This is a genomic window from Methanosphaera sp. (genome assembly GCF_022768985.1).
Taxonomy (GTDB): domain Archaea; phylum Methanobacteriota; class Methanobacteria; order Methanobacteriales; family Methanobacteriaceae; genus Methanosphaera.
The window spans coordinates 100,485-113,958 of the sequence record NZ_JALEKL010000009.1; the positions used below are offsets into that span (position 1 = coordinate 100,485).

Below are 13,474 nucleotides of genomic sequence, written 5' to 3' on the forward strand. Positions count from 1 at the left end.
AATGGCAAATAAAAAAACATTAATTTTTGCTGCTATTTTAATTGTATTTCTAGTAGGAATAACTGCAACATCAGCAACAGATGATGTAGACACTCAAGTATTATCAGATAATAGTAATACACAAGATGTAGTATTAGCTGATAGTAATGCAGAAGATAATATTGCATTAACTGATAATATGAAGGAAGTACCAACAGTATCTGAAGCATCAGAAAAAAATATTAAAAAACCTGCTGTTACTTCAAAAGAGGATACAACAAAAAGTAGCACAAAAGACACAAAAAAAGATGGAGAAAATAAAACCTATAATGTAACAAATTCTAACTATAATAAGTATTTTGCATCTACAGGTGAAATACTCTCAGCAGTTAGTGCAAATTCAACACTTATATTAAGTGGAGAATTCCAAGATAAAGACTTTATTATTACAACAAATGGATTATATGTTACAGGAGATAACACAACACAAATTAACAATGGTAAAGTCTACATTGATGGTATGGCAAGTAATGTAACTGTAACAAATCTTAAAATTACAGTAAATAATGTTGATGAAATAGAAGCAGCAATTGATATTGAAGGATTAAATACAGCAGTATCAAATAATATCATACACATAACAAAAGATAATGGAAAAGCATATGGTATTAGAAACAATGGTGGAGAAAATGCTACAATTATAGGAAACCATGTTGAAGTATATGGACCTTCCATGGATATTGACTGGACTGGATCAGAACCAATGGCTGTTACAAGTGCTATAATATCAATATATGCAAACAATGTAGTAATTGCAAATAACACAGCAAAAGCATCAAAAGGTGAAAATGCAGAATCTGATTATTATGGTACAATTGATGCTGTTGAATTAAAAGGTGAAAATATAACAGTTGATGGAAACAGAATCTCTGTTGAAGGTGCAAGATTTGGATATGCAGTAAATGGTCTTGAATTTTCAAATTCAAACATTACAAACAATAAAATTGAAGCATATGGTGAACGTTACATTGATGGTATCCAAATAGGAAATGGAGCACATAACCTTTTAATTGCAAATAATGAAATTACAGGTGTATGTCAAAATAAAACCATATTTAAAGATGATAATGAAGCTATGTCATTTGGTATTATCTCAACAAATATGGGTGGAACAACTAGTGAAAACATAAATATTACAAACAATACAATTAACATGAATGCTACAATTGCATATGGAATGGAAATTTATGGTGTATCAAACAACTTAATATCAGATAATAAATTAAATCTTCAAAGTTCAGCATTTGCAATGGGTATTGGTCTTGCTCATTCAAAAGGCATTACAATTAATAACAACACAGTAATAACAAAAGGTAACAGTGGACTTAAAGTAAATGAAGTTGTTGAAGAAATCAGACCAGCAAACCATGGAATTCATGTACAACAACAAAGTGATAATGTAAAAATTACAAACAATGTTGTATTAACAGAAGATGCAGTAGCTGAAAATGCAACTGCAGTTCTTATAAATTCATCAGCAAATCCTATTGTTAAAAATAATGCTCTTGATACAAATACACAAAGTGGAGCTGATGCAATAGTTACAACAAATGTTACAGGAGCTACAATTGAAAACAATACAAGTAATAAAACAGGAAAAGCAAAAGCTGAAATTAGTATTGTTCTTCCAAGTGAAGCTGTAACATCAACAACAATAAAAATTAAAGCAAATGTTATTAATGAAGCAACAGGTGCTAAAGTAAATGAAGGAACTGTTGTATTTAAAATTAATGGTAATACTATTAAAATGAATGGTAAAAGTGAAATGAAAGTAACAAATGGTGTTGCTGAAGTTAGCTACTACCTTAATGGTCTTACAGCTAAATCATATAAAATTACAGCTACATATTCTGGTAGTGATAATTATGATGAAGCAGAAACTACATCAAATCTTAATGTATTAAAAACTAATATTTCATTTACTCCTAAAACAATCACAGGATATTCTGGTGAAACAATAAAACTTAATGAAACATTATGTGATGTTAGTGGTAAAACATTAATTGGTAAAAATAAAATTGTTATTAAATTAAATGGTAAAACATACTATAAAGGTACAATTGAAGATGGAAAATTAGATATTAGCTTAAAACTTCCAGATGGACTTAGAGCTGGTGTAAATAATCTTACAATTATAATTGGTGAATCAAACAGATACAACCAGGCATCAACACTTTATACAATTAATACACCAAAACAGGATACAATTATTACAATTGAACCTGTAAGTACATATGGTGCTGTATATACTACATTTAAAGCTACATTTAAAACAGCTCATACAGGTACAAATGTTTTAAGTGGTAAAGTTGCATTTAAAGTAAATGGTAAAACTATCCAGAATATGGATGAACAGGGAAATGTTATTAAAGAACCTGTTCGTGTAGTTGATGGTGTTGCTATACTTCACACATTCTTCCCACTTGACATGAAATCTAAAAATTATAATATTACAGTTACATACTCAGGTAACAACTATGCAAATAGTGGTCGTGAAACTTTAGTTGATGGACTTACAATATTATAAATTAAAAAGTATGTAAATATTGATTACTACATACATATCACCCCCCCCTCTTTTTTCTTATTTTTTAGATACTTTTTTTTGAATAATTCTATCCTATTGAAACTATCTTTTAACTAAATATAATAATGATTAAACATTATAAATTAATACAAGTAATCAAACAATTTTAAATATAATTTTAAAATAATTGATTAATTATCTAAAAAAATGAAAAAATGTGATTTAAAATGTTTAATAAAAAAGCTAGTTTTATATTCATAGCTTTAGTTATCATACTACTTTTTGCAACAACAATATCAGCAAAAGATGATACAACAAACACAATAATAGATCATGATACTAAAATAATAGATTATAATAATAACTTAGATGCTGATATAAATGTTGACACAAAAGAAGATGTAAAAACTAAAACTATAGATAATGATAATAACTTAAAAACTTACACAGAAAATAAAAAGACAACAAAAAGTCCAAAGAAAAATACAAACACAACATCAGTTGTAACAAATATGAATTATAATAAATATTTCAGCTCATCTGATGGAAAAATACTAAATACAATAGATGAAAATTCAACAGTTATACTTAGTGGAGAATTTACAAATAAGATATTTAAAATTACAACAAAAAATCTCTACATAACAGGAGACAATACAACACAAATAAGAAATGGACGAATAATACTTGACACAGGATCAAATGGAACAACAGTCGTAAATATCAAAATTAACAATACAAATCCCTCAGATACAATAAATGATGCAATTGAAGTAGTAGATAGTAATATAACAATAGCAAACAATACAATCTACATGGAAAAAATAAGTGGAATAACATGTGCAATACGAAACTATGGAGATAACAACAAGATAATAAATAACAATGCAACAGTATCAGGACCATGTTCAAATATAAACTGGGCAAGTGGAAGTACAATAGCAGATACAATAACAATAGCAATACAGTATGGATCTAATATTACAATAGAAAACAACAACGTAGCAGTACTACAAACTAAAAATTCTGCAAGTGACCCCTATGGTACAGTAAATGCTATAATGGTAAGTGGTGAAAATATAAAAGTTGCAAACAATAACATAACAGCAAATATATCACGACTAGTATATGCAATAGATACAAAATCTGCAACAAATATCACAATAATAAACAATAAAATCAACCTTACAAGTCAAAGATATACAGCAGCAATACAAGTAGGTGATGATAGTAGAAATGCATACGTGGCAAACAATGAAATATACTCATACTGCTACAACACAACACCACAAACAACTTATGATGAGGCTATATCATATGGAATCATAGCATCAAATATGGGTGGAACATTCTGTGAAAATGTAGTAATAAATAACAATACAATAGTACTAAATTCAAGAGTAGCATATGCAATTGAGGCATATTCAACAAAATACATCAATATTACAAACAATAAACTAAATGCAACAGGAGCATATGCAATGGGAATAGGACTATCTGATAATATCATAAATCGTATAGATGGAAATATAATACATACAACAGGTAACAGTTCAATAGCTATAAATCAGGCATATGAGGCAATAGATCCAGTAAATACTGCAATTCACATACAGCTTGGATGTCATTTTACAAATATTACAAACAATAAAATTAACACAACAGATGCAAATAATAAATCATTAGGTATTAATTCATCAGCATCAAATGATGTTATAATAAAAAATAATAAAGTTGACACAAATACAAAAACTGGAAGTAATGCAATAGTATATACAGGTAGTGATGTAGTAGTTGAAAATAATACAAGTTCAATTACAGGAAAAAATAAGGTAGAAATAAAAATTATACTACCAGATAATTCTGTTACATCAACAACAATAAAAATAAAAGCTGAAGTATTAGATGCAAATACAAAAGCTAAAATAAATAGTGGTAGTATTATATTTAAAATCAATGGAAATACTATAAAATTAAATGGTAAATCATCACATGCCATAAAAGATGGTGTAGCTGAGGTTAACTATACACTAAATGGATTAACTTCAAAAAACTATACAATCACAGCAATATATTCAGGTAGTGAGATGTATGATGAAGATGAAAATACAACCACATTATCTGTTTTAAAGACAAATATTACACCTACATCTAAAACATTAAATTCATATTCAGGTAGTGAAGTTCAAGTTAATGAAACATTATATGATATATCACAAAAACAATTACTTGGTAGAAATAAGATTGCAGTTAAATTAAATGGTAAAACTATCTATAATGGTGTAATTGAGGATGGAAAATTAAATCTTAAATTAAAACTTCCAGATGAGATAAGGGCAGGTTCTAATAATTTAACAATTATTATTGGTACTTCAAGTCGTTATAATAAAATTATTTTAAATTATAATCTTTCAATTGCAAAACAGGATGCTGTAATTGTATTTGAACCTGTTAAAACATACAATGAGGTATATACAACTCTTAAAGCTACAATAAGAACATCACATACAAATAAAACAGTAAATAGTGGAAAGTTCACATTTAAGGTTAATGGTAAAACAATTCCTAATATGAATTCTGATGCAACACTAAATTTAACAACTCTCAGTGTTAAAGGTGGTATTTGTGAAATTCACACATTCTTCCCATTTACTATGACATCAAAAGAATATGATATTATGGTAATTTTCTCTGGTAATAGTTTTATAGCACCGAGAAGTGAAACATTTAAAGCTTCACTAAAAATACTATAATATTACTTTTTTAATCACCACCCCTTTATCTTCTCCTCTTTTTTATTTTAATTAAACTTTATAGCATGTTTAACTAAAATTAGGTTTCTAATTTTTCTTTTCAATTTTTAATAATAATTAACTATAATATTAATAAAAGTTAGATATTAATTCATATAGTCAAGTTTATTTTATTTTAAATGAATTTCATTTGAATATTACAACTTCTATTAAATAAAAAAAAACTTAAGGAATTGATTTATAATGCTAAATAAAAAATCAAGCTTTATTTTATTAGCTTTATTAATTGTATTTCTTACAGGTCTAACAGCAGCAACTGCAGCTGACACAAATGATAGCCAAGCAATATCAGAGAGTGTCAATGTAGCAAGTGCTGATGTAATTAGTCAAGTAGATGTAACTACACAAACAAACGATGTAGTAACAACAACAGCTAATAAGCCAACACAAAAGAAAGCAATTAAAAATGAAAAAGTAGTAAAAAAAGATGATACTACAACAAACACAACAACAAATATTAATAAAGATAATTATAACACATACTTTGATAGTACAGGAACAACACTTGATACAATCAAAGAAAACACAACAATAATACTAAGTGGAGATTTTGAAGATAAAAACTTCCAAATCACAACACCTAACCTGTATATAACAGGTGATGATACAACAAACATTAAAAATGGACAAATCAGAATTGATGTAGCAGCAAGTGGTGTAACACTAACAAACATAAAAATAAACAATACAAACATAACATCATTTGATTCATCAATTGAAAATTCAGCAGAAAATGTAACAATATCAAATAACAATGTATTCATGGAAAAAGTAAGTGGATTTACATATGCTATACGTAACTATGGAGCAAATACCAAAATTACACAAAACAATGTAACACTAAATGGACCATGTACAGATATTGACTTTTCAGGTGAAGGACTTGCAAATACAATAGCAATAGTAACACTATATTGTGAAAATGTTTCAATAGCAAACAATAATGTTAGTGTAAATCAAGCAAATGGAACAACACCAACAAGCTATGGTACAATTGAATGTATTGATATGAAAGGTAAAAATATTACAGTTAACAACAATACATTATCAATTAAAGCTAAAAAATTTGTATATGCCGTAAATGCACTTGGTGCAGAAGATGTAAAAATTACAAACAATAAAATCCATGCAGAAAGTGAAAGATACACAGCAGGAGTTCAATATGGAACAGACTACTCTGGATTATATGAAAGTAAAGGTTTATATCTTGCAAATAACAACATCAAATGTATCTCTAAAAAAGCATCAGCATCAGATGATGAAGCAATAGCATACGGTGCAATTGCATCAAGTAATCCTGGATATAGTTGTGAAAATGTAACACTAGAAAACAACACAATTAACTTAAATGCAAATGTAGGATATGGTATTGAAGTATACACAGTAACAGGCAGCAAAGTTAACAAAAACAACATAAATGTAAATGGTAGCCGTGCAATGGGTATTGTTTATGCTCATTCAATAAACAATATGGTAGATTCAAATATCATAAATACAACAGGAGACAACTCAACAAAAATAGGTTCTGTTGTTGAAGAAATCACACCTGTAAATGTAGGTATACAACTACAACAAGGAAGCCACTTTACAAACATAACAAACAACCAAATCTATACAGAAGATAAAAAAGATCAAGCAAAAACAATCAATGTAGCAAGTGTAAATGATGTAATTATCAAAAACAACATACTTGATACAGACAAAGAACATGGACAGGCAACAATATCAGCAAAAGGAACAGATATAACACTAGAAAACAATACAAGATACACAATTATAATAACAAAAGAAAACTACTCACTATACTTTGATGATGATGGAGTTATAACAGGTCTTGAAGAAAATGATGCAATAACTCTTAGTGGAGAATTTACAGATAAAAACTTCATAATTACATTACCAGGAATTAATGTATTTGGAGATAATACAACAATAATTCGCAATGGAAGAATCTTAATTACTGAAGATGCAATGAATGTTGTAATATCAGGAATTAAAATTAACAATACAAACACAACAATAGAAGCATCAATTGAAAACCAGGCAGATAATACAGTAGTTGCAAATAACACAGTATACATGACAAAAAAAACTGGAACAACAAATGGTATTAAAAATACAGCATCAAATGTTGTAATATCAGACAATAATGTAACAGTATATGGACCATCTGAAAATATTGGATGGGATTCAGGTAGTAGTCTTACAAATACAATTGCAATTGCAACACTTGATGGATATAATGTAACAGTTACAAACAACATAGCAAAAGCATTACAAAATCCAAATACAGAAGCTGAAGCATACGGTACAATTGATGGAATAGAAGTTAAAGGTACAGAGGTACGTGTTAACAACAACACAATTGTAGTTGAAGGTAAATATACATCATTTGTATATGCAATAAATGGTCTTGGAATGGCTGATGTAAACATTACAAACAATAGAATTGAAGCATACAGTGAAAGATACATTGCAGGTATACAAGTTGGTAGTGACTTTACATCAGGTATTGATGGAGCAAATGTATTAATTGCAAACAATACAATTATTGGAAACTCTAAAAACCTAACAGATCTTCCAGATAATGAAGCTATGGCATATGGTATTATATCATCAACCATGGGTGGAAGTGCATGTGAAAATATCACAATTATCAACAACAACATTGCTATGAATGCAACTGTAGGATATGGTCTTGAATTATACACAACAAACAAAGTAAAAGTTATAAACAATACAATTACAATGAGAGCACCATATGCAATGGGTATGGGATTTGCTCATGCAACAGAAAATATAATTGATTCAAATAATATTACAACATATGGAGATAGTTCAGTAGGAATACAGGGAGTTGTTGAAGAAATTCAACCTGCAAATGTAGGTATACAAATACAACAAGAAAGTGATGATACAAACATTACAAACAACAGAGTAATTACATTTGATGCAGCTAGTGGAGCATTAGCAATTAATGTAGAAGATAGTAATAATTTAGTTGTTAAAAATAACATAATCGATACAAATACAGACCATGGAACTAAAGCAATGTCAATTCCAAAAGGTCAAAGTGTAGAAAACAACACAGGATACATAACAACAGTAACAAAAGATAACTACTCACAATACTTCAATGCAAAAGGTGAAATGATAAATATTCCAGAATGTTCACAAGTAATACTTAGTGGAGAATTTACAGATAAAAACTTTACAGTTACAGTACCAGGAACTCTTATAACCTGTGATGAAAATGGTATAATTAGAAATGGTAAAGTAAGAATTGATTCAAATGCAACAAGTGCAACAATTTCACATATAAACATTAACAATACAAATACAACAATCGATGCATCCATTGAAAATGCAGCAACAAATGCCATAATTGTAAATAACACAATTTACATGCAACAGGCAACAGGAATTACACAGGGAATTAAAAACTATGCAGGATATACTTTAATTAGAGCAAACAATGTAACAGTATACGGTCCATGTGTAGGTATTGACTGGAATGGTGAAGCTATTGCAAATACAATAGGTATTGTAACACTTTATGGTGATAATGTAAGAATTCTAAATAACAACATAAAAGTATTCCAAACAAACGGAACTACAGCAGAAGCATACGGTACAACAGATGGTATTGATGTACGTGGAAATAGAGTAAGTGTTTTAAACAATAACATTGAAGTAAATGCACAAGTATACACCTATGGTATTAATGTTATGGGAGAAAAACTAAAAATTCAAAACAATACAATTAATATGAAATCTGAAAGATATGTTGCAGGAATTCAGGCAGGTAGTGACTACAGTGGAATATATAATTGTAAAAATGTAAATATTACAAACAATAAAATTACAGGAATTGCAAATAAAACAAGCAAAAATGCATCAGATGCAGTAGCATATGGTATAATCTCATCAAGTATGGGAGGAAGCATGTGTGAAAAAATAAAAATAGACAATAACACAGTAGATCTTAAATCTAATGTTGGATATGGTATGGAAATCTACACATGTATAAATACAAATATTACAAAAAATAACATAAAAGTAGATGCAATCTATGCAACAGGTATTGGTGTTTCAAAATCAATAAACAACAACATTAAATTAAATAATATAACAACACATGGAAACTCTCTTAAAACAATAGGAGCAGTATCAGAAGATATAGAACCTGCAAATGCTGGTATAAACCTTGATAGTGGAAGTCATTACACAAACATTACAAACAATAAAATATACTCAGATGATACAAACAACACAGCAAAAACAGTAAATGTAAAAGCTAACAACAATGACATCCTAATTGCAAACAACATAGTAGATACAAACACACTTAATGGTCAAGATTCAATAGCACTTGCAACTGGAGTAGATGTAAAATCAGAAAACAATACACGAAACATAATAATTATAACACAAGATAACTACTCACAATACTTTGATGCAAATGGTAAAATGCTCGATACAATACAAGCAAACCTAGCAATTACACTTAGTGGAGAATTTACAAATAAAACATTCAAAGTAACAAAAGCAAATCTTCTCATTACAGGAGATAATACAGCACAAATTATAAATGGACAAATCCTAATTAACTCTAAAAATACAACACTTAAAAACATAAAAATTAATGATACAGATGCAACATTTAACTATGCAATACAAAACAATGGAGAAAATACATTAATTGACAACAACACAGTATACATCTCAAAAACAACAGGTATTGTAAATGGTATACAAAACAATGCAGATAATGTAACAATTGCAAATAACAATGTAACAGTAGAAGGACCAAGTAATAACATCCCATGGAGTTATGATGTAAGCTATGCTGATACAATAGCAATAATAACAGCAGATTCAGAAGATGTATTAATTGAAAATAACACAGTTACAGCATTACATAATAATAAAACAACACCAGCATCAACAGGTACAATCTATGCAATTGAAGCATATGGTATGACAGTTACAATTAATAACAACACAGTAGTTGTATATTCACCAAAATATGCATATGCAATAAATACAGTAGGATGTGAAGATGTATATGTTACAAATAACAACATCAAAGCAACATCTGAAAGATACATTGCAGGTATACAACTTGGAGATGCACCAGATGCAGAAGTATTAAACAACACAATTAATGGTGTATGTGCAAATACAACAGCATTAACAAATGAAGAAGCAATAGGATATGGAGTAATAGTACAAAGTATCATGGGAATGTGTGATAACACAATAATTAACAATAACATAATTAATATTAACTCAACAATAGCATACGGTGTTGAAGTATTCTCATCAAGATATTCAAACATTACAAACAACAACATTACACTCAATGGTGCATATAGTATTGGTGTAGGATTAGCACTATCAAGACCTGTAAATATTACAGCAAACAACATAAAAATATGTGGTGATAGTTCACAAAAAATAAATCCAATTACTGAAAATGTTCAACCAGCAATTTCTGGAGTTGTAACAACACAAGGTGCATGTAATGCAACAATATTAAACAATAACATCCATGTTATCGACTTAAATGGTAATGCAACAGGTGTTCTTATTGGTAATGTAACACTTAAAAATTCAATTGATGCTACAGTTAAAAATAACATTATTGATACAAACACATTACATGGAAATGATGCAGTATTAAATACTACAACATCAAATATGATTGTAGAAAACAATACAGGACTTATAACAACAATAACAGAAGATAACTACTCACAATACTTCAATGAAAATGGTGAAATGATAAATATTCCACAATATACACAAGTAATACTTAGTGGAGAATTTACAAATAAAACATTCACAATCACAACACCATACATTACAATATCAGGTGATAATACAACAATATACAATGGTAAAGTAACAATTAATAATGCAGCAATGGGAGTAATCCTATCTGGTATTAAAATTAACAATACAAATACAACAATAGAAGTATCACTTGAAAACAATGCAGACAATACAGTAATTGCAAATAACACAGTATACATGGAAAAAGTAAGTGGTACAACAAATGGTATTAAAAACAAAGCATCAAATGTTGTAATTTCAGGTAATAATGTAGTAGTATATGGACCATGTGCAGGTATTGACTGGGCTGGTGATGGTATTGTAAAAACAATTGCAATAGCAACACTTGGTGGAGATAATGTAACAATTGCAAACAATACAGCAAAAGCATTACAAGCTCCAAATTCAGTAGTTGAAATGTATGGTTCAATTGATGCTGTAGAATTAAAAGGTACAAATATACGTGTTGAAAACAACAATATTACAGCAAAAGCTGAAGGTGCAGGATTTGTATATGCATTAAATGGTCTTGGAATGGCTGATGTAAACATTACAAACAATACAATTGAAGCATACAGTGAAAGATACATTGCAGGTATACAAATTGGTAGTGACTTCATATCAGGTATTGATGGAGCAAATGTATTAATTGCAAACAATAGAATTATTGGAAATTCCAAAAACTTAACAGTACTTGCAGATAATGAAGCTATGGCATATGGTATTATATCATCAACCATGGGTGGAAATGCATGTAAAAATACAACAATTATTAACAACACAATTGATATGAATGCAACTGTAGGATATGGTCTTGAATTATATGGAACACAGACAACAACAGTTAAAAACAATACAATTATAATGAGAGGCATATATTCAATAGGTATGGGATTTGCTCATGCAGCAGGAAATATAATTGATTCAAATAATATTACAACATATGGAGATAGTTCATTAAAAATACAGTCAGTTGTTGAAGAAATTGTACCTGCAAATGTAGGTATAAAACTACAACAAGGTAGTGGTAATTCAAATATTACAAACAACCAAATATTAACAATTGATGAAAATAAAAAAGCTACAACAATTAATGTAGTTGGAAGTGACGATGTAATTATTAAAAACAACATTGTAGATACAAATGTACTTAATGGTGAAGAATCAATATCTGCAAATGGAACAGGTGTAAAATCAGAAAACAATACAAGTTACAAATCAAAAACACAAACAGTAGTAGATCTTCCAAGTGAAGCTGTAACATCAACAAACATAACAATAAAAGTTAATGTAATTGACATAAATACAAATGAGAAAATAAACTCAGGTTATGTTGTAATTAAAGTGAATGGTAAAACAATACAAGTGGATGGTTCATCAAAAATCAGATTTATAAATGGAACAGCACAAGTTACATATTCACTCCTAGGATTTACAGCAAAAGACTATGATGTAGTTGTAAAATACAGTGGAGATAATTTAAATCTTAAATCTGAAAATTCAACAACATTCACAGTAGTTAAAACTAACATGACACTTGAAAGTAAAACACTTACAAAGTATGCATCAGAAGAAATAGAAGTTAATGAAACACTAAGAGATGTAAATGGAAACGTGCTTTCAGGACGTAACAAAGTTGCTGTAAAACTTAATGGTAAAACCATATACAATGGTGAAGTAATTGATGGTAAATTATACTTTAAAGTAAAACTTCCAGCAGATCTTCGTCCAGGAGTAAGTAATCTTACAATTATTATTGGTGAATCAAAAACAACAAATGCAAACTCAGTAAATTACACAATTAACGTTGAAAAACAGGATGTAATTATTACAATTGAACCTGTAGCATCTATGCCAGGAAGATACACAACATTTAAAGCAACAATGAGAACTGCTATTTCAAATATGACAGTAAATGGTGGTAAATTCTCAGTAAAAATAAATGGTAAAACAATTACACCAATGAATACTGATAAAACACCAAGTAATGAAACTCCAAGAGTATATAATGGTGAAGCAGTGCTTAAAACATTCATACCTAGTGATATGTCAGCTAAAAAATACGATATTACATTCACATATGCTGGTGACAACTATACTAATGGATGTAAATGTACACTTAATGATGGATTAATAGTTATTGCTAAAGTTAAAGCATAGCTTAATCTATTCAACTCTCCCCCATATTTTTTTTATTTTTTTTTTGAATTACTATTTTAAAATTTCCTTTAAATTACTAATGTCTTTTTTAATTTTT

General features: G+C 28.8%; 3 protein-coding genes. All 3 read left to right on the forward strand.

Annotated features, from left to right (window positions below):
• The first annotated feature begins 1 nt into the window (after position 1).
• The 3 genes from MRZ80_RS03815 to MRZ80_RS03825 all read left to right on the forward strand — a co-directional run bounded on the left by MRZ80_RS03815 (position 2) and on the right by MRZ80_RS03825 (position 13,377).
• Positions 2-2,566: an Ig-like domain-containing protein gene (locus MRZ80_RS03815; protein ID WP_292536321.1), complete on the forward strand. Its 2,565-nt coding sequence runs from the start codon at positions 2-4 to the stop codon at positions 2,564-2,566.
• Positions 2,567-2,793: 227 nt separating this feature from the next.
• Positions 2,794-5,319 carry a hypothetical protein gene (locus MRZ80_RS03820; protein WP_292536322.1) on the forward strand — a complete coding sequence of 842 codons (2,526 nt, stop codon included), beginning with the start codon at positions 2,794-2,796 and terminating at the stop codon, positions 5,317-5,319.
• A gap of 243 nt (positions 5,320-5,562) precedes the next feature.
• Positions 5,563-13,377: a right-handed parallel beta-helix repeat-containing protein gene (locus MRZ80_RS03825; protein WP_292536324.1), complete on the forward strand. Its 7,815-nt coding sequence runs from the start codon at positions 5,563-5,565 to the stop codon at positions 13,375-13,377.
• Positions 13,378-13,474: the final 97 nt, after the last annotated feature.